Annotated in this window: 17 protein-coding genes and 1 pseudogene; 11 read left to right on the top strand and 7 right to left on the bottom strand. The window is 57.8% G+C overall.

Features of this window, described 5'->3' with window-relative positions:
* Positions 1-117: 117 nt before the first annotated feature.
* Positions 118-534, bottom strand: coding sequence for a GNAT family N-acetyltransferase (locus AUC60_RS18275; RefSeq protein WP_087270618.1), 417 nt, complete (start codon positions 532-534; stop codon positions 118-120).
* A 488-nt stretch (positions 535-1,022) separates the two neighbouring features.
* Here AUC60_RS18275 and AUC60_RS18270 point away from each other — a divergent pair, with 488 nt between their 5' ends.
* The 5 genes from AUC60_RS18270 to AUC60_RS18250 all read left to right on the top strand — a co-directional run bounded on the left by AUC60_RS18270 (position 1,023) and on the right by AUC60_RS18250 (position 4,544).
* Entirely contained in the window at positions 1,023-1,817 is a 795-nt protein-coding gene (locus AUC60_RS18270; RefSeq protein ID WP_087270615.1) for a phosphate/phosphite/phosphonate ABC transporter substrate-binding protein, read from the top strand.
* 160 nt (positions 1,818-1,977) lie between these two features.
* Positions 1,978-2,991: an ABC transporter substrate-binding protein gene (locus AUC60_RS18265; RefSeq protein WP_087270612.1), complete on the top strand. Its 1,014-nt coding sequence runs from the start codon at positions 1,978-1,980 to the stop codon at positions 2,989-2,991.
* A gap of 45 nt (positions 2,992-3,036) precedes the next feature.
* Positions 3,037-3,576: a GNAT family N-acetyltransferase gene (locus AUC60_RS18260; protein WP_087270609.1), complete on the top strand. Its 540-nt coding sequence runs from the start codon at positions 3,037-3,039 to the stop codon at positions 3,574-3,576.
* On the top strand, positions 3,573-4,064 hold the full coding sequence (locus tag AUC60_RS18255) for a hypothetical protein (protein WP_087270606.1): 492 nt from the start codon (positions 3,573-3,575) through the stop codon (positions 4,062-4,064). Before AUC60_RS18260 ends, AUC60_RS18255 begins: the two co-directional genes overlap by 4 nt.
* A gap of 42 nt (positions 4,065-4,106) precedes the next feature.
* Complete coding sequence (locus AUC60_RS18250; protein ID WP_087270604.1) at positions 4,107-4,544, top strand: nucleoside deaminase; 438 nt, start codon at positions 4,107-4,109, stop codon at positions 4,542-4,544.
* 144 nt (positions 4,545-4,688) lie between these two features.
* Here AUC60_RS18250 and AUC60_RS18245 read toward each other — a convergent pair whose 3' ends face one another.
* Complete coding sequence (locus AUC60_RS18245) at positions 4,689-5,684, bottom strand: diaminopimelate epimerase (protein WP_087270601.1); 996 nt, start codon at positions 5,682-5,684, stop codon at positions 4,689-4,691.
* 178 nt (positions 5,685-5,862) lie between these two features.
* On the opposite strand from AUC60_RS18245, the gene AUC60_RS18240 reads away from it, so the two are divergent.
* Both AUC60_RS18240 and AUC60_RS18235 read left to right on the top strand, forming a co-directional pair.
* Positions 5,863-6,684: an alpha/beta fold hydrolase gene (locus AUC60_RS18240; RefSeq protein WP_087270598.1), complete on the top strand. Its 822-nt coding sequence runs from the start codon at positions 5,863-5,865 to the stop codon at positions 6,682-6,684.
* Positions 6,674-7,849 (top strand): PAS domain-containing sensor histidine kinase, encoded by a 1,176-nt coding sequence (locus AUC60_RS18235; protein ID WP_087270595.1) that lies wholly within the window; start codon positions 6,674-6,676, stop codon positions 7,847-7,849. Before AUC60_RS18240 ends, AUC60_RS18235 begins: the two co-directional genes overlap by 11 nt.
* A gap of 1 nt (position 7,850) precedes the next feature.
* Here the strand turns inward: AUC60_RS18235 and AUC60_RS18230 are convergent, their stop codons facing one another.
* The 3 genes and pseudogenes from AUC60_RS18230 to AUC60_RS18220 form a co-directional block, all read right to left on the bottom strand.
* The gene (locus tag AUC60_RS18230) at positions 7,851-8,456 is read right to left on the bottom strand and encodes a LysE family translocator (RefSeq protein ID WP_087270592.1); all 606 of its coding nucleotides are present in this window, start codon (positions 8,454-8,456) and stop codon (positions 7,851-7,853) included.
* A gap of 52 nt (positions 8,457-8,508) precedes the next feature.
* Positions 8,509-9,345: an AraC family transcriptional regulator gene (locus AUC60_RS18225; RefSeq protein WP_087270589.1), complete on the bottom strand. Its 837-nt coding sequence runs from the start codon at positions 9,343-9,345 to the stop codon at positions 8,509-8,511.
* Positions 9,346-9,479: 134 nt separating this feature from the next.
* Positions 9,480-10,579 (bottom strand): annotated as a pseudogene (locus tag AUC60_RS18220) (DNA alkylation repair protein).
* A gap of 272 nt (positions 10,580-10,851) precedes the next feature.
* On the opposite strand from AUC60_RS18220, the gene AUC60_RS18215 reads away from it, so the two are divergent.
* Positions 10,852-11,178 (top strand): hypothetical protein, encoded by a 327-nt coding sequence (locus AUC60_RS18215; RefSeq protein ID WP_087270586.1) that lies wholly within the window; start codon positions 10,852-10,854, stop codon positions 11,176-11,178.
* Positions 11,179-11,230: 52 nt separating this feature from the next.
* Positions 11,231-12,385 carry a PQQ-dependent sugar dehydrogenase gene (locus AUC60_RS18210; protein WP_087270583.1) on the top strand — a complete coding sequence of 385 codons (1,155 nt, stop codon included), beginning with the start codon at positions 11,231-11,233 and terminating at the stop codon, positions 12,383-12,385.
* A 124-nt stretch (positions 12,386-12,509) separates the two neighbouring features.
* On the opposite strand, the gene AUC60_RS18205 is transcribed toward AUC60_RS18210, so the two are convergent.
* Entirely contained in the window at positions 12,510-12,818 is a 309-nt protein-coding gene (locus AUC60_RS18205; RefSeq protein ID WP_087270580.1) for a PepSY domain-containing protein, read from the bottom strand.
* Positions 12,819-12,925: 107 nt separating this feature from the next.
* Entirely contained in the window at positions 12,926-13,378 is a 453-nt protein-coding gene (locus AUC60_RS18200; RefSeq protein ID WP_087270577.1) for a PACE efflux transporter, read from the bottom strand.
* A 117-nt stretch (positions 13,379-13,495) separates the two neighbouring features.
* Between AUC60_RS18200 and AUC60_RS18195 the strand changes: the two genes are divergently transcribed.
* Together AUC60_RS18195 and AUC60_RS18190 are read left to right on the top strand one after the other, a co-directional pair.
* The gene (locus AUC60_RS18195) at positions 13,496-14,395 is read left to right on the top strand and encodes a LysR substrate-binding domain-containing protein (protein WP_087270787.1); all 900 of its coding nucleotides are present in this window, start codon (positions 13,496-13,498) and stop codon (positions 14,393-14,395) included.
* Between the two features lie 135 nt (positions 14,396-14,530).
* The gene (locus tag AUC60_RS18190) at positions 14,531-15,841 is read left to right on the top strand and encodes an MFS transporter (protein WP_087270575.1); all 1,311 of its coding nucleotides are present in this window, start codon (positions 14,531-14,533) and stop codon (positions 15,839-15,841) included.
* The last annotated feature ends 259 nt before the right edge of the window (positions 15,842-16,100 follow it).

Raw genomic sequence — 16,100 nt, 5'->3', positions numbered from 1 at the left:
CCGCGAGGCCGCGATGGCGTCCTGCCTGATACGCCGCCATCGCGGCCTCGCGGTACTCGTGCGCTCCTACAGGTCCATTGTTTGATGCGCGACAGCGTGGTGTCAGGGACAACAGGTCTATGTCTGCCGCTCCCAGCGCATGGCTACCAAATCTTTAGTCCGCTGATACCGCGCCAGTTTGTCCGCCAACATCGGCGGTAAATTTGTTTCGGACGCAAAGCCTGACTGCTCGTAAAACCCCACCAGGTCCGGATGGCAAAACAGCCAGACCGGACCGTGCAACTCTTCCAGAGCATTGACGATCAAGCGCCTCGCAATCGCCTGCCCTCGCCACTGCGGTGCCACGAACAGCCCGGTTAACCAATGTCCTTCCGCCACCGGAGTAAGACTCAGTGCGCCGATGATTTCCTGCTGCCGCGCTACCCACATCTGCGCCGCGCCAGACGAACGCATGGGCGAGCGATGGGCGCGGTAGAACTTGTCCAGCAGAGGCTGGCAGAGCGGCGGCAGCAGGCAGATTTCAATCTCGGACATGGGGCTGGGCGCACTTCAGAGGGGGCGGCAAGAATGGGTCCGTATCATAGCGTCGAATGGGTGTATAACAGAGGCCAGATCCTTAACCCTGGAGCATGCATCATGAGCAAAGGTATGGATTCAAAGAAAGCCGCCAAGAAAAAGCCCGCCAAGACCGCCGACGAAAAACGCGCCGACAAAAAAGCCAAGAAGTCCGATACCGGGCTTTTTGGGCATTGATCCCAAACGGCTGAAGATGACCATTTGTGCGCAGCTGAAAAAACCTGTGGGAGCGGTGCTTGCCCGCGATAAGGCTGGACGCGATTTACTTTAGACCATGTTGTTCTTATCGCGGGCAAGCACCGCTCCCACAGGAATGCGTTCCACTTCAGCATTTGTGGTGTTTGCGACGCGTCCCCGGTTGCTCATAGGCCATTGTTTATTCGCCTCCCGCGCACGCTCCGCATTTTTCATCTATGGTTGGCTCAACCGCTTTGACCGGATTTGCCATGATTCAGGGTTTTGCCGAATTACCGATGTACAGCGCACCAGAGCGCGTTGCGCAGGCCAGCGAGGCGTGGCTGGCGCGGATTTTCGAAGTGCTCGGCGCACAGCGTTTGCAAGGCGTCGCGCTTGATCTGCCTGAACTCTGGTTGTCCCCACAACTACTGCTCGCACAGACCTGCGGTTATCCGTTGATGACGCTGTTGCGCGGCAAGGTTCGCCTGATCGGGCGGCCTGTCTATGAACTGCCCCATAGCGCCGATGGCCTGCATTGCAGCTTGCTGGTGGTCCGCGCTGATGACCCTCGTGGCTCACTTGCGGATTTTCTCGGCAGTCATGGCCTGATCAATAGTGAAGACTCCAACTCCGGCATGAACCTGTTGCGGCACACCCTTGCACCGCTCCAGCAAAACGGGCTGTTTTTCTCGCAGGTGTCCCTTACCGGCGGCCATCGCCACAGCCTGCACTGGCTCAAGGAGCGGCGGGGTGATATTGCCGCCATCGATAGCGTGACCTTTGACTATCTGGCCCGTGATGCCAGCGAAGAAGTCAGCGGCTTGCGTATCCTGACGCGCACTGCACATGGCCCATGCCTGCCCTTCATCACGGCGTTGAGCGTTGATGTCGCTCAGGCCGAAGTCATCCGTCACGCCATGAATCAGGCCTTGTCGGACTTGCCGGATGTCGCACAGGCGCTGGCGATCAGTCAGGTATTGGCAGCCCATGAAGATGATTATCAGATATTGCTCGACTATGAACGTCAGGCGGCCGAGCAAGGGCTGCCTTCATTAGCTTTTTAAGGTAGGAGGCAACTTGTTGGCGAGAGGGGCCTGACGCGAATCTTCCGGCACGTCGCCTGGACATGAGTACAACTTATCGTCGTATTGAGATGTCGTACCTTTCAACCCTACATATCACTGTATTCCCAGTCAGGCCGGTTCCGGCCATCCAGAGGTGACCATGACATCAATCAGAACGCTGCTCGGCTGTTCACTTCTGGCCCTGGGCCTGCTGGGCCAGCCCGCTAGTGCGGCGGACAAGACAGCGCCGATCAACTTCGGCGACATCACGTGGGAAAGCGGCAGCCTGATCACCGAAATCCTGCGCACCATCGTCGAGAAAGGTTACGGCTATCCCACTGATACGCTGCCGGGCAGTACGGTGAGCCTGGAAGCCGCGCTGGCAAAAAACGATATTCAGGTCATTGGTGAAGAGTGGGCCGGACGCAGCCCGGCCTGGGTCAAGGCCGAAGCTGAAGGCAAGGTGCACGGTCTGGGCAATATCGTCAAAGGCGCGACCGAAGGTTGGTGGGTGCCGGAGTTCGTGATCAAGGGCGACCCGGCCAAAGGCATCAAACCACTCGCTCCGGACCTCAAGTCCGTGGCTGACTTGCCGCGCTACAAAGACGTCTTCAAAGACCCCGAGTCCCCAGACAAAGGCCGTTTCCTCAACAGTCCGACGGGTTGGACCTCAGAAATCGTCAACACCCAAAAGCTCAAAGCGTATGGTCTGAACGACAGTTACGTGAACTTCCGTACCGGTTCGGGCGCTGCACTGGATGCCGAGGTCAGTTCGTCGATTCATCGCGGCAAGCCAGTCTTGTTCTACTACTGGTCGCCAACCCCGCTGCTGGGCCGCTTCAAGCTGATCAAACTGGAAGAGCCGCCGTTCGACGCTGAAGCATGGAAAACCCTGGCCGATGCCAATAACCCGAATCCACGAGGCACCCGTTCACTGGAGCCGCGCTTGAGCATCGGCGTCTCTGATGCATTCCACAAACAGTATCCGGACCTTGTAGCGTTCTTCGAAAAAGTCGACCTGCCCATTGATCTGCTCAACCAGACATTGGGTCAGATGAGCGAGAAGCGCCAGCAGCCTAAAGAGGTTGCCCAGTTGTTTCTCAAGCAACACCCTGACGTCTGGAAGGCCTGGGTGCCTGCCGAAGTGGCCAGTAAAGTCAGCAGCGGCCTGTGAGGGTCGGACACCCGGGCAGCACCTGAAAAGGCTGAAAGTTGCGACATGAATACTGAGGTTGTTCTACAGACCAAGCGCATGATCCTGCGTGAGTTGAGCGGTGCCGATGTGCCGCCAATGGCGCAGATCCTGAGTGATCCTGAGGTCATGCGCTATTCGGTACGTGGCGTTCTCAGTGAGAGCGCAACGGCTGAGTTCGTTGACTGGTCGTGTCAGTCTTACGCGCTTCATGGTTTCGGGCCGTGGGCGGTGGTTGAAAAAGCCAGTGGTGAGTTGATGGGCTTCTGCGCGCTCAATCGGGAGAACGTCGAAGGGATCGAAGAGGTGGAGATTGGTTATCGTCTGGCCCCGCAGTTCTGGGGGCGAGGTTATGCCACCGAAATTGTTCGTGCGACTCTGGCCTATGGCTTTGAAGAGCTTGGCCTGGGCTCGATTATCGCTATTGTCCAGCCTGCCAACATCGCCTCGGTGCGAGTCATTCAGAAGGCAGGTTTCAACGCATTCGTGTACAGCCAGTACCACCGCTTGGGCGTCAGAATTTATCGGTTGAATCGGGATGAATGGATAACAGAGGAGGCTTCATGACGATGCACAAGTCGGGTGCCGTGCATCTGTTTTTCGTCTTGCTGCTGGGTTTTCTGGCGAGCACTCAACAGAGTGCCCGCGCTTCGGAAGTCGATGACAGTGCGTTAGCGTTCGTTGAAGATCGGCATCTGGGTGAAAGCCTTGGCTGGCTGAGTTATCAGGTTGCTTCGCGAACGGCGACCTTCGGCAGCATTGTCGAGTCGGTTGGCAAGACGCAGGCGCAAGAGCTGGTCAAAGGCGAGTTGCAGCGTTTGCAGCCGCAGTTCCAGGCTCAATGGGATCGCAACATGGCCGCTGCCTACGCCCAGTCCTTCAGCGCTGACGAGTTGCGCGCACTCAACCGTGGCGATGACCAGCCAATGCTGGCTAACAAGCTCAAGGCCAAACAGAATGAGGTCGGCATGGACATGAAGGCGCGCTCGGCCGATCTGCTCAAAGACTTTGTCTCGCAAGCGCTGAATAGCGCTATGGCGAGGCTGCCACAGTGATGCACATTACTTTTTTTCAGACTCAGGCAACGAGGTAGAACCATGGACCCATTCATGCAGGCCGCAATCGACGAAGCTCAACTCGGACTGGCCGAGGGCGGTATTCCCATCGGTTCGGTCATCGTCCATGACGGCCAGATCATCGGCCGTGGACATAACCGCCGGGTTCAGGAAGGCAGCGCCATCAAACATGGGGAAATGGACGCGCTTGAAAATGCCGGTCGCCAGCCTGCAACGGTGTATCGCGATGCCGTGCTTTACACCACGCTGTCGCCTTGCTCGATGTGCAGCGGGGCGATTCTGTTGTATGGCATCCGCAAGGTCATCGTCGGTGAAAACCAGACGTTCATGGGCGAAGAAGAACTGCTGCGCTCACGCGGGGTGGATGTCGAAGTGATCGACAATCACACCTGCGTAGACATGATGAAAGGCTTCATCGCGAGCAAGCCTGAACTGTGGAATGAGGATATCGGGGAGTAGGACGCTGGTGTCCTGCCCCCTGTCAGACAAGATGTACCGGTAGGAGCTGCCGAGGGCTGCGCAAGCAATCTTCCTGACATATCGTCATCACAGCCTTCGGCAGCTCTTACAGGTCATGTCCGCAATGTCGGAGAATGGTGGTGTTCACCCAGCCACCTTCGCCACCCCGAACAACGAAACCCGCAATGCCCCGTCCCGTTTTTCCAGCCTGACCGGCGCTGTACCGCCCGGCATGCTGACCTGAATCAATCCTGCGTCCACCAAACCGGCATGCCAGGCGGCGCTGGCCACAGCGCTGGCGCTAGTGCCGGATGATGCGGTGGGGCCTTCGCCGCGTTCGAACACTCTGGCAACGACCTGACTTGCTGACTGCCCCCACGCCCATTGCAGGTTCACCCCGGCCGGGCAAGGTTCGCCTGTGCCGAGTTCACCTTTGGCAAAGGCAATACGCGTCAACGCCGCGTTCAGCTCCTGCTCATGCAACGCTTCGAACGCAGGCAAATCTGCTGGATCGTTTATCAGCGTGACGCAATGAGGATTGCCGATGCGTACGAAAACACTGTGGTTCCACTGCGGGTTGATCCGCGTCAGGGGATTTACCTGACTGGCCGCATGCTCATTGAGCAGCACAGGCTCCAGGCTGGCGCTGAGTGCGCCGACAGCCTGAGGTCCGAACGTCGGGCTTCCAAGTGCCAGCCAGAAACCCGAATCGCCATCGATGCGGGTGGGTTCGACCTGGGTGGTCACCGGTGATGCAGTGTTGTGATTATCGTGATGAACCCGTAGCTCAAAGCCTTCCGTGCCGACGTAAGCGTAATCAGTCAGGAACTGGGAAAAGATGGTCATGCCGTTGCCGCTGCGCTCGGCCAGCGTGCCGTCAGTGTTGACAATCAACAGATCAAAAGGCCCTTGTTCTTCAAACGGACCTATCAATAGGCCATCCGAGCGGTGCGCTTTAGCGCCTGTCGGTCGCGCACCCTCTGGCCAACTGCAAAGTGCACGCACTGCTGCGCTGGCCCATTCGCTTCGGCTCAATGCTGCATCGGCCGGGTCGTCAGCAATGGCGATGCCCAACTCGCGTAGAACTTGAGGTGTACAGACGGCGTAGATATTGCCGCGTGCGTCGTAAAGCTGACTCATGAGCGGTTCACAGTGAGGTCGAAAGGGGGCTATTGAGAAGCAGCCCTGTGTGCGCAGGCAAGCTTTTTCAGCGAGCAGATGCTTTCGTAGGAGTGGTTCCTCTCCGGAACGATGCTAATCTCGTCTCATTCATTAGTGGCAATCTGATCTTGTTCGGATCAGTGCTGGAGGGGTACGGATGTCGGTGCAGTTACGCAATAACGTCAATGTCATGGGAGAGGGGCCTGCAACCCTCGTGTTTTCCCATGGCTTCGGTTGCGACCAGAACATGTGGCGGTTCATGGCGCCGCATTTCGCCGAGCGATTCAAAGTGGTGGTGTACGACCTGGTGGGCAACGGTCAATCGGATCTGTCGGCCTATTACAAACGCAAGTACGACTCGCTGGACGGCTACGCCAGCGATCTGCTGGAGATCGTCAAGGAGTTCGCCGGGCCGGGGCCGGTGATTCATGTCGGCCATTCGGTCAGTTCGATGATGGGCGTCGTTGCAGACTTGCGTGAGCCCGGACACTTCGCCGCTCACGTCATGGTCGGTCCATCGCCTTGCTACATCAACGATGGCGACTATGTGGGCGGTTTCACCCGGCAAGACATCGTCAACCTGCTCAGCACGCTGGCCGCCAACTATTTTGGTTGGGCAGGGACCATGGCTCCGGCCATCATGGGCGCTCCTGACCGGCCTGAACTGCGCGAGGAGCTGACCCAGAGTTTCTGTCGCACCAACCCTGAAGTTTCCCAGCAGTTCGCCCGGGTGACCTTTATGGCCGATCACCGCAAAGAAGTGGCGCAATTGCCGACCAAAACCCTGGTGCTGCAATGCAATCAGGATTTTATCGCGCCACTCGATGTGGGCGATTATCTGCAGCGGGTCATGCCCGACTGCACACTGCGGGTCATCGATAACATTGGGCATTGTCCGCACATGAGCAACCCTGATGCGTGTATTGCCGCAATCGATGAGTTCCTTGGTACTTCGGGAGTGGTGACTTTTGCCGGTTGACGTCGAATTGAGTACTGACAGCGACCTGCTGTTTGAGCGCGCGGCGTGTGGTCTTCTGCTGACTCGCGACGACGGCACGATTCTGCGGGCCAATCTGACTTTTTGTCTGGGGCTGGGGCTGGAGCAGTCGAGTATCGCCGGGGCGCGCTTCCAGGACTTGTTGACGCTGGGCGACAAGATTTTCTATCAGACACACTGGGGGCCGCTACTGACGACGCAGGGCTCGGTGTCGGAGATCAAGCTCGATCTGGTGCACCGCGACGGCCAGGCCCTGACCATGATGCTCAACGCCATACGCCGGGAAACGCCTCAGGGTGTGGTGCATCATCTGGCGCTGATGAGTGGCGAAGAGCGCAATAGGTATCAGCGTGAGTTGACGCAGACGCGGCTGTCAGCCGAGGAGATGCTGCTACAGCAACTGGCATCGCAAAAAGAGCTGTCTTCGGTGCAGAACCGTCTGCGTCTGGCGCAGACCGAAGCAGACATTCGTGCCACCTTCGCCGAGCAGATGGTGGCTATCGTCAGTCATGACCTGCGCAACCCGCTCGCAGCGATCAAGATGGCGGCCGGGCTGATCGGCCTGGAATCGCTCAGCGAAAAGCAGCAGCGCAGCCTCGGGCTGGTCAATCAATCCGTGGGGCGTGCGCAGCGTCTGATTGTCGATCTGCTGGACTTTACGCAGGCGCGGGTTGGCAGTGGCATTTCCGTGGTGCCCCAGCCGCTGCAACTGCATGAGGTGATCGCCGCCAGCGTCGAAGAGCAGCGGTTGATATTTCCCCGACGGGTGCTGGTGCATAAATGCATTGGCGAAGGCTTTTGTACGGCTGACGCCGACCGGTTGTTCGAGTTGGTCGACAATCTCGTGAGCAATGCCGTGGCCTATGGCGCAGCCAATGCGGATATCACGATTACTTCGGCATTCGAAGCGCAGTGGATCAGGATTGCAGTGCACAACTTCGGCCCGCCCATCCCCCCGGAGCGCCTCGAAGGCCTGTTCGAGCCAATGCCGCACGGCGTTGCGGATGATGACCCGAGCCGGAGCATCGGCCTTGGCCTGTTTATCGTCCGTGAAATCGCTCGCGCCCACTGGGGCGATGTCAGCGTGACCTCCAATGCCGAAGAGGGCACTACGTTTACCATCAACCTGGCCCGGCCAGTGGGGTGAATCAAACCCACACCGTCATCCACGTCGATACCAGCAGCAACAGCGCCATGCTGCGGTTGAAGCGTTGCATGCTCACCGGTGACTGGCAGAACCGCGCTGCGCTGACGCCCAGCCAGGCCCAGGCGGTCATGCACGGGATGGCGATCAGAAAGAACAGCAATGATAGATATGCCACGCGCAGGGCCCGATCGGCTTCTGTACCGGCAAAAACACTGACGACCACCAACGCCATCATCCAGGTCTTGGGGTTGACCAGTTGCAGGCCGGCTGCGCCTATCAGACCCAGTCGCGGGCCTTTGCTGTCTGTCTGGGTCGGGTCGATGGCCCTGGCTGGCGCGCGGAAAATCTGCCACGCCATCCAGCTCAACCAGGCGATGCCAAGCCACGACATCGCGGTTTGAACGCCCTGATGGCGAGCCAACACATCGCCGATGCCTGTGCCCACCAACAACACCAGAGCCGCTGCTCCGCCACAGGCGCCCAGAACCATAGGTCCGACACCCGTCCAGCCATAGCGTGAGGTGTTGGTCATGACCAGAATATTGGTTGGGCCGGGCGTGATGGATGACACGAAGGCAAACAGCATAAAGGGCAGAAACTGTTCCATGGAGCGCTCATTGGTGATGGATCGTCAGGCCATCATCACCCTCGCTGCTTCGTCAGTCTGGAAGGTTTGAGCAGCGCTTGCGGTAATGGGCAGGCGTCATCCGGTAAGCCCGCTGAAACCAGCGACCCAGATGGCTTTGATCGGCAAAACCCAGTGCCGCAGCGACTTCTGCGGGAGATTGGCCGCTGGCCAGTAAACGCCGCGCCTTCGCCAGACGCAGCTGGATCAGGTACGCGTGGGGCGCGATGCCAAAGGCAGCCTTGAACGCTCGTGTCAGACGAAACCGGTCAACGCCCGTGACCTGCGCCAGATCATCCAGACCAATGTCCTGGCTGGCATGGCTGTGCAGAAAATCGCGAGCGGTCTGTGCCACTAACGGCAAGCGCGGATCGGGTGTTACTTGAGTGCGCCAGCGCATGTGCCGGGTCAGGTTCGACAGCAGGTCATCCAGAGCAGTCTGGCGCACGATGCGCATTTCACCGCCATGCAGCATTTGAAAGGCCGTGGCGGTGGCGCTGGACAGGCGCGCGTCATCAGCTTGCGTGTCGGCGAAGCTGATCTGGCAGGCCGCCGGGGTGTGCTCAAACAGCGAGCGCAACTCCCGGTCCAGCCACTTCGGGTCCAGATACAGCGTCAGGTAGGTGAAGCCCTCCGGAGACGGAGCATCGCCGTCATGAATTTCACCCGGCTCAAGCAGAAATATCCGCCCCGGCGTACTGACACGGCGCTGACGTCTGCAATGAAATTGCTGGAGGCCCTGCTCGGTAATGCCGACCAGATAGCTGTCATGCCAATGCGGATCATAGGCATGACCCTCAAAATGCGCGCGAATCGTCTCGATACCGGACTCACTGTCCTGCTTCAAGTCGATCCAGTTGCTATTGGCCATTGCTGGGTCCTGTGATTACGGCGGTATGCGCTGCGTTTGAAAAAAACGGGTTTGGGTCGCCACGTTTCAGTGGATTTTTGTGGAGTGGATTCTCGTCGGTTGAAATACCAGTGTCTGGAAGATTTGTGCAGGTCTCAAGGGCGCAGTTCGAAACGACTCCTGGCCAGACACTCGCCGTTGATCAGGATATCCAGTTCATGCACGCCGGGGTAATGCACGCGGGTGGTGAAGTTGCGTACCTGCAGCTTGCGCGTTACGGCAACAGACTCACCGGGCTCCAGTTCCAGAGTCTTGAGCTTGAAGACCTTGGCCGAGGTGCCGCCGGATTTCTTCACGTAGTGAATGGCGTAGTCGATGATCAGTCGCTTTGCGCTGCCGTTGAGGTCAACTGAAAGGCCAGGCTCAGGTTGTCACCCAAGTGAATCGTGCCCGGAGTGATGCTGACCTGCTCGACAATTACCTGTGGCTTATGCCCGGCGCCCATGATCGTCAGCGCGCGACGATCGCCTTTTTTGATCAGTGAGCGCAACGCGTGGCGGGCAATCCAGGCGGTGTGTGGGTTGTCCAGCGACCAGCTTTCAATCTGTTCCAGCACCCAGTCGGGGTTGTCCTTGCTGATGTCGTTCAGATGATTGGCCACTGACTTGCGCACGTAGAGGCTGCTGTCGGTCTTGAGACTATCGAGAATCGGTAGCACCGGCGTCGGGTCGATCATCAATGTCTCCAGGCGAAATGACCACGGCAGACGTGGACGGCTGCCTTCGCTGGCCAGTCTGCGCACGTGTTCATTCTCGTCCAGTGCCCAGCCCTGCATGATCTGCAGGGCACGCTGGAAGTCGAGGCGCAGGAAATGCCGCACGGCAAACTCCGACGAGCCGAAGGTGGTGAAGAACTTCAACGCCTGCATCGAGCGCTCAAAGTCCTGTTGACCATACAGCGCCACGTATTCAGGCAGGATCAGGCTGACAAAGCTGCTGTTCAGGCGCGGCGCGAGTTCGTAGAGAATCCCCAGCGCCTCGCTGTACTCGGCCGGTAAACCGGCGTGCAGGCCGCGACTGACGCGGTTGAGCCGTTGCATCAGTGACTGGCTGTCCAGATCGTGGGCGACATGAGCCAGAAACGCCGGGGTATCGAACGCGGGGTAAATCGCAGTGGTCTGCTCGGCGATGTGCTGCAACCGCGCACGATTGAAAATTTCCTTCAGTGCCGGCGCGGCCTGGGTGGTGTCAGTCATGGTGATGTTTTTCTCTGGGTGTGAACGCGGAACCCTGTTGGAGCGAATTGATTCGCGATGAAGGCTTCAATGTGTCTGAAGATGTATCAGATGTTCTGGCCTCTTCGCGAATAAATTCGCTTCCATGGTGCGGTTGGAGTCTGTGTGGCTGCACATCCTTGTTACAAACTCACACCCGCGCGGGTTGATCATCCACCCTGTTGAAGGCGAACCTAGTGGTGCAATCGCCATCAAAGACCCGGATCGTTACCGTTTCCAACAGAAGGTAAGTGATGAACAGTTTTGCGCGACGCGTCGTACTCCTCACATTGGGCGGCCTGCTGACAACCGGGTTGACCAGTGTTGCCCAAGCTCAGACCTTACCCAACAGCACGCTCAACAACGGCAATCCCAATAACAGCCCTATTCACCGCGCCAACCCTAATAGTCGACAGGGAACCGTTCCGGCAACACCCCCTGTGCGTGGCCCGAGCACGGCCCCTAATCCTCGGCCGCCTACTTTGGAAAACGGCGGCATCGGCAACGGCTACCCAACCCGGCAACAAGCACCTCGCCCGTCCGACAACAACACCGGGCAAAACCGTAAAAACACTGATTGAGACCCGCGTCCCCCTCATGTCGGGGGCTTTTTCATGACATAAGGAATCGTCCATGCATTGCAAAACCTTGATCGCTACGCTGTGTGCCAGCGCATTGTTGAGCTTGCCGCTGAGTGCTGCTGCAGGTCCGGTACAGGACTTTAAAACCGAGGAGGGCACCATCAGTGTCGAAGAAGTGGCCAAAGGGCTTGCTCATCCTTGGGCCGTGGCCTTTCTGCCAGACAACAAGGGCATGCTGGTCACTGAAAAACCAGGCAACCTGCGAGTAGTGTCGCCTGACGGCACCTTGTCCGAACCGTTGTCTGGCGTGCCGAAAGTCTGGACGAACGGGCAGGGTGGTTTGCTGGATGTGGTGCTGTCTCCGGACTTCGCCAAAGACCGTATGGTTTACCTGACTTTTTCCGAGGGCAGTGAAGACGGTAAAACGGCAGGGACTGCGGCAGGGCGTGGACGTCTTTCAACGGACCTGAGCAAACTCGAAGACTTCAATGTGATTTTCCGCCAACAGCCCAAACTGTCGGTGGGCAACCACTTCGGCTCGCGGATCGTCTTTGATCGTGACGGCTACCTGTTTATCGCCCTTGGCGAGAACAACAACCGCCCAACCGCCCAGGATCTGGACAAACTACAAGGCAAAATCGTGCGCCTGTTTGCCGATGGCAAGGTCCCGGATGACAACCCGTTTGTTGGTCAGAAAAACGTGCGTCCGGAAATCTGGTCCTACGGCCATCGTAATCAACAAGGGGCGGCACTCAACCCATGGACCGGCACCTTGTGGACCAACGAACATGGGCCTAAAGGCGGCGATGAGGTAAATATCATCGAGCGTGCCCAGAACTACGGCTGGCCGCTGGCGACTCATGGCATCAACTATTCCGGCGAGCCGATCCCGGAAGCCAAAGGCAAGTTTGTTGAAGGGACCGTCAAGCCTTTCCACGTTTGGGAGAAATCACCGGGCATCAGCGGCATGGCGTTTTACGACGCGTCACGCTTTAAAGCGTGGGATCACAACCTGTTTATCGGCGGACTGGCATCGGAAGATCTGATTCGGCTGGAGTTTGAAGATGGCAAGATCGTTCATGAAGAACGTTTGCTGGGCGAACTGAAGAAACGCATTCGTGATGTGCGTCAGGGGCCGGATGGTTATATATACGTGCTGACTGATGAAGACAGCGGACAGTTGTTGAAAGTAGGTTTGAAACAGTAAAAACCTGCAGGAGCCAACTTGTTGGTGATGCGGTGGTACAGGCAGTAACTAGTTAACTGTCTGCACCACCGTCTTCCCGAACACGTTCAGTCCTACAGGTAATTAGCAACCAAACTAATAACGATTAGTTATCCTGCTTGTCCTTCACGATAGCGCCGGTTTTGGCGTTCACTTCCACGTCCCATTCCACGCCTTTGGCATCGCGCAGTTCAACCTGATAGATGTAGTTGCCTTGCTTGTCCTGGTCCAGTTCAGTGTCGTGAATGGTGAAGCCAGGGTGCTTGTCCTGCGCCAGTTTGTTCAGCTTTTCGAAGTCCATGATCGCACCGGACTTGAGCAGGCCAGGGATCTGATCAGGACGCACGTCGGCTTGGGCAGCACCGGCAGCGGCAGTAAGGGCAACAGCAGCAAACAAGGCATTCAACGTTTTCATGGGTATTCCTTTTGATTGATCTGGTGTTATTGATCCGGAGGCAACTGATTCGTTCCGTTGCCTGTTGAAGCCAGATTAACCAGCGATACTTAATTCACGCTTAATATTCATGGACAGTGCTGCTTGATTGTTGGGGACTGCGGTTTGGCTGAAAGTGGAACATCAAACAATCGATCAAATGTCCACTGAAACACTAATGCGTAAAAGAAGAAAAAAACGAACAATGCCAGATTGGTTGCCAGTGCCGACCACCAGGAAATATCCAGCCAGCTGGCGATCACCGGGATCAACATCAACGTCAATCCGCCCTCAAAGCCCAGAGAGTGCAGCAGCCTGCGCTGCCATGTTCGGCTGCGTTGCGGCTGGCGTGCTTCCCAGTATTCGAATCCCCAGTTGTAAACCATGTTCCAGACCAAAGCGGTGGCCGAGAGCAGCACCGACAGTGCGCCTGAGTAAACCAGGCTTTCGTCATAAGCCCAGGACAGCGAAGGCGACAAGACACCGATAGCAATCAACTCATAAAGCACGGCTTGGACGATTTTGCGGGTGGGACCTTGCATGAGCGGCTTCCATTTCGGCAGTGAGTTCCCAGCCACCCTAACGACGGATCATGTGGCGCAAAAATGAGATAAATTGAGCCTCGTTCAATTCATTTGATGTGTGCTGTGAGGCTGCCTGTGTTCGCCAAAATACCGCTGACTGCGTTGCGCACCTTCGAGGCAGCCGCCCGGTCAGGAAGTTTCAAAGCGGCCGCTGAAGAGCTTTTTGTAACGCCTGCCGCGGTTTCATATCAGGTCAAAGCGTTAGAGGCCTGGCTAGGAACGCTGCTGTTTGAGCGATTGGGTAAAGGTGTGCAACTGACTGACGATGGCGAGCGCCTGTATCGTGATGCTCACCGTGCCTTGCTGGACATGAGTCAAAGCCTCGCCGGTCTGCAGTTTCGGCCGGACCACCACACGCTGGTGCTATCGACAACGCCAGCGCTCGCCGCATCGTGGTTGATCCCAAGGCTGGGTGATTTCTATCAGGCCCAGCCGCACATCAATGTGCGGGTTGAAACGAGCAACGAACTGGTGGATTTATTGCGTGACTCTTGCGTCGATCTGGCCATTCGCACTTCAAGTCGTACCGATCCGGCATTGGTCAGCCAACCGCTGATGACTGAGCGTTTTGCGGTGTACGCCGCCCCTGGCCTGGCAGATCCGGCCACACAAGACAGGGTGCAATTGATCAGCCTGCGTTGGCAGATTCCCGGCGGCTTTGCTGTGGATTGGACTACCTGGTGTGCAGCGGCAGGCCATCATCAATGGTTGAATCAGGCTTTGCTGCGTGAATACGACGATGAACATTTCGCTTTGAACGCGGCTATTGCCGGGCATGGGCTTGTGCTGGCCAGTAACGTACTGGTGGCGGAAAGCGTTTCCAAGGGACTGCTGAAGCCCTATCGCCCGGATATCAGCTTATCTGGGCCAACTTATGTTGCCGTTTGCACGCCGGGTCGTGAACGGCAACCGCCCGTGAAGGCATTTCTGGACTGGCTTGAGGGTCAGGCAAGTGACAGCTCTCAAGCCATTTAGTAGAACGGGCGTCGATCCGACCATTCTGCCTTGGCAATCACTCATCCAACCCCCTAGCCATTGCCCGCCGTTTTGCTATTCTTCGCGCCCTGCGACGCAGTGTCGCGTCCTCTCTCTTCCGTGACCGGGGTCCTTATGACGGCCATTGTTCGACCACGTCCTCAGCCGCTGTCCCGGGCTGACTACAAAACCCTGGGCCTTGCGGCGCTGGGCGGGGCGCTGGAAATCTATGACTTCATCATTTTCGTCTTCTTCGCGCTGACCCTCAGCCAACTGTTCTTCCCCCCGGAAATGCCCGAGTGGCTGCGTCTTCTGCAAAGCTTCGGGATTTTCGTGACCGGCTATCTGGCGCGTCCGCTGGGCGGCATTTTGATGGCCCACTTTGCCGACCGGTTGGGTCGCAAGCGGGTGTTCAGCCTGAGCATCCTGATGATGGCGCTGCCTTGCCTGTTGGTCGGGATAATGCCTACTTATGAGCAAATCGGATATTGGGCACCGCTGATCCTGCTCGCGCTGCGCATTCTGCAAGGTGCGGCGGTGGGTGGTGAGGTTCCCAGCGCGTGGGTGTTTGTGGCCGAACACGCCCCGAAAGGCCATCGCGGTTATGCCTTGGGCGTGCTGCAAGCGGGTCTGACCTTCGGTTATCTGTTGGGCGCGCTGGTCGCCACCTGGCTGGCAAAGGTCTTCACCCCGGCGGAAATCCTTGATTACGCGTGGCGAATTCCTTTCCTGCTGGGCGGCGCCTTCGGTATTATTGGCGTATGGCTGCGCCGTTGGCTAAGCGAAACGCCGGTGTTCATGGCCATGCATGCTCAGCGTGAAGCCGCCACGGAGTTCCCGCTGACAGCCGTGCTGCGCGAGCATCGCCAATCGCTGCTGCCCGCAGCATTGCTGACCTGCGTGCTGACCTCTGCTGTGGTGGTGCTGGTGGTGATTACCCCGACCGTCATGCAAAAGCGCTTTGGCATGAGCGCCAGCGATACCTTTGCCCTCAGTAGCCTGGGCATCGTGTTTCTGAATATCGGCTGTGTGCTGGCCGGCATGCTGGTGGATCGCATCGGCGCATGGCGCGGGGTAATTGTCTACAGCCTGTTGCTGCCGCTGGGCATCGGTCTGCTTTACGCGAGCCTGATCGGCCAATGGTTGGCGCCGGGTATTGCCTACGCACTGGCAGGGCTGGCCTGCGGCATCGTTGGCGTGGTGCCTTCGGTCATGGTCGGTTTGTTCCCGGCCACTATTCGGGTGTCGGGCATCTCGTTCACCTACAACATTGCTTACGCGCTCTGGGCCAGCACCACACCCTTGATGCTGATTGCGCTGATGCCATGGAGCCCTTGGGTATGTGTTGGCTACGTCGCAATCATGGGCGCGGTTGGCCTGGCGACAGCCGCTGTATTCGGCATGCGTCGTGGCATGAAGGTCGACGCGGTGCTTGCCGGCAACTGACTGGGCGCAGCAACCCTGACACAGCTCAAAAGTGATCGGTAAGACTGCCGAAGGCTGCGATTGCGGTATGCCTGAATGAATGCTTCGCAGCCTTCGGCAGCTCTTACAAGAAACGCATCCCCCCCTTTTGCGGACGCCACGCTCGCGCACAGCTCAGGTCACACCCAAGTCACGAGGCCGGCGAAAGTGGTGTGTCTGACTAAACGCTATCGTGTGCGGTCGCCGTCGGTTCTCTATCTCCGCTACTTACTTCCCAACA

The sequence above is a fragment of the Pseudomonas caspiana genome (genome assembly GCF_002158995.1).
Lineage (GTDB): Bacteria > Pseudomonadota > Gammaproteobacteria > Pseudomonadales > Pseudomonadaceae > Aquipseudomonas > Aquipseudomonas caspiana.
This window is presented reverse-complemented; position numbering and strand designations above follow the sequence as displayed.

Bases quoted from the DNA above. Each gene is read 5' to 3' on its own strand.
- AUC60_RS18190 (WP_087270575.1), top strand. From the start codon at position 14,531: ATGACGGCCATTGTTCGACCACGTCCTCAGCCGCTGTCCCGGGCTGAC.
- AUC60_RS18265 (WP_087270612.1), top strand. From the start codon at position 1,978: ATGACATCAATCAGAACGCTGCTCGGCTGTTCACTTCTGGCCCTGGGC.
- AUC60_RS18275 (WP_087270618.1), bottom strand. From the start codon at position 534: ATGTCCGAGATTGAAATCTGCCTGCTGCCGCCGCTCTGCCAGCCTCTG.
- AUC60_RS18210 (WP_087270583.1), top strand. From the start codon at position 11,231: ATGCATTGCAAAACCTTGATCGCTACGCTGTGTGCCAGCGCATTGTTG.
- AUC60_RS18230 (WP_087270592.1), bottom strand. From the start codon at position 8,456: ATGGAACAGTTTCTGCCCTTTATGCTGTTTGCCTTCGTGTCATCCATC.
- AUC60_RS18215 (WP_087270586.1), top strand. From the start codon at position 10,852: ATGAACAGTTTTGCGCGACGCGTCGTACTCCTCACATTGGGCGGCCTG.
- AUC60_RS18245 (WP_087270601.1), bottom strand. From the start codon at position 5,684: ATGAGTCAGCTTTACGACGCACGCGGCAATATCTACGCCGTCTGTACA.
- AUC60_RS18240 (WP_087270598.1), top strand. From the start codon at position 5,863: ATGTCGGTGCAGTTACGCAATAACGTCAATGTCATGGGAGAGGGGCCT.
- AUC60_RS18260 (WP_087270609.1), top strand. From the start codon at position 3,037: ATGAATACTGAGGTTGTTCTACAGACCAAGCGCATGATCCTGCGTGAG.
- AUC60_RS18250 (WP_087270604.1), top strand. From the start codon at position 4,107: ATGGACCCATTCATGCAGGCCGCAATCGACGAAGCTCAACTCGGACTG.
- AUC60_RS18200 (WP_087270577.1), bottom strand. From the start codon at position 13,378: ATGCAAGGTCCCACCCGCAAAATCGTCCAAGCCGTGCTTTATGAGTTG.
- AUC60_RS18225 (WP_087270589.1), bottom strand. From the start codon at position 9,345: ATGGCCAATAGCAACTGGATCGACTTGAAGCAGGACAGTGAGTCCGGT.
- AUC60_RS18255 (WP_087270606.1), top strand. From the start codon at position 3,573: ATGACGATGCACAAGTCGGGTGCCGTGCATCTGTTTTTCGTCTTGCTG.
- AUC60_RS18205 (WP_087270580.1), bottom strand. From the start codon at position 12,818: ATGAAAACGTTGAATGCCTTGTTTGCTGCTGTTGCCCTTACTGCCGCT.
- AUC60_RS18270 (WP_087270615.1), top strand. From the start codon at position 1,023: ATGATTCAGGGTTTTGCCGAATTACCGATGTACAGCGCACCAGAGCGC.